This window comes from Paraburkholderia sp. BR10923, from assembly GCF_040948765.1.
Taxonomy (GTDB): Bacteria; Pseudomonadota; Gammaproteobacteria; order Burkholderiales; family Burkholderiaceae; genus Paraburkholderia; species Paraburkholderia youngii.
This window is the reverse complement of record NZ_JBFPKO010000116.1, coordinates 1-1,321: the sequence shown is the minus strand read 5'-3', so window position 1 is coordinate 1,321 and position 1,321 is coordinate 1. Positions and strand designations below refer to the sequence as shown.

The window sequence follows — 1,321 nt, the reverse complement described above, 5'->3', positions numbered from 1 at the left end:
ATGATCTTCGGCCATGAAGTCGTCGATACCGAAGTGATCCGTCAGCTGCTGTACGGTCTGGCGATGGTCGTGATCATGCTGTATCGCTCGGAAGGCCTGTGGCCCGCGCCGAAGCACGAAGACAAGATTGCGAAGCTGGCGAAGCGTAGCGGCAAGAAGCCGGTGCGCGCATAAGGTCCGGTGGAGAAAAAGACATGAGCGATAACGTAAGCAACAACGCGGCGATCCGTCTGTCGGTGAAGGGCGTCAACAAGCGCTTCGGCGGTTTGCAGGCGCTTTCCGAGGTCGGCCTGCAGATCCGCGCGGGCGAAATCTACGGTCTGATCGGCCCGAACGGCGCCGGCAAGACGACCTTCTTCAACGTGATCACGGGTCTGTACACGCCGGATTCGGGCGAGTTCAAGCTCGACGGCGAGAACTACACGCCGACCGCGGTCTATCAGGTCGCGAAGGCGGGCATTGCGCGCACGTTCCAGAACATTCGCCTGTTCGGCGGCATGACCGCGCTCGAAAACGTGATGGTCGGCCGTCATGTGCGCACCAAACACGGTCTGCTCGGCGCGGTGTTCCAGACCCCGGCCGAACGCCAGGAAGAGCGCGAGATCAAGGAGCGCGCGCTCGAACTGCTCGACTACGTCGGCATCACGCAATACGCGGACTACACGTCGCGCAACCTGTCGTATGGCCACCAGCGTCGTCTGGAGATCGCGCGTGCGCTGGCGACGGATCCGAAGCTGCTCGCGCTCGACGAACCGGCGGCCGGCATGAACGCCACCGAGAAAGTCGAGCTGACCAAGCTGCTCGACAAGATCCGCGCGGACGGCAAGACGATTCTGCTGATCGAACACGACGTGAAGCTCGTGATGGGCCTGTGCAACCAGATGACGGTGCTCGACTATGGCAAGGTGATCGCACAGGGTCTGCCGCAGGACGTGCAGAAGGATGCGAAGGTGATCGAAGCTTATCTGGGTGCGGGGGTCCACTGATGTCCACGACGCAAGCAATGTTGAAAATCAAGGGCCTGCAGGTCAACTACGGCGGCATCCAGGCGGTAAAGGGTGTTGACCTCGAAGTCGGGCAGGGCGAACTCGTCACGCTGATCGGCGCGAACGGCGCGGGCAAGACCACGACGATGAAGGCGATCACCGGCCTGAAGGCGTACGCGGCCGGCGACATCGAGTACATGGGCCAGTCGATCAAAGGCCTGCCCGCGCACGAGTTGCTCAAGCGCGGTCTCGCGATGGTGCCGGAAGGTCGCGGCATCTTCGCGCGTATGTCGATCGTCGAGAACATGCAGATGGGCGCGTATCTGCGCAACGAT

The 1,321-nt window shown here is 62.0% G+C and carries 2 protein-coding genes and 1 pseudogene; all 3 read left to right on the top strand.

The features are described from left to right. Positions 1-174, top strand: a pseudogene (locus AB3X94_RS41630) (ABC transporter ATP-binding protein); the annotation flags it as partial. 20 nt (positions 175-194) lie between these two features. Then, on the top strand, positions 195-986 hold the full coding sequence (locus tag AB3X94_RS41625; protein WP_027198609.1) for an ABC transporter ATP-binding protein: 792 nt from the start codon (positions 195-197) through the stop codon (positions 984-986). 17 nt (positions 987-1,003) lie between these two features. Then, positions 1,004-1,321 (top strand): ATP-binding cassette domain-containing protein (locus AB3X94_RS41620; RefSeq protein ID WP_368614447.1); only part of this gene is annotated, 318 nt, incomplete at its 3' end.

What these genes read in the sequence shown, in the direction of transcription:
- AB3X94_RS41625 (WP_027198609.1), top strand. Translation starts at nt 195, where the DNA reads ATGAGCGATAACGTAAGCAACAACGCGGCGATCCGTCTGTCGGTGAAG.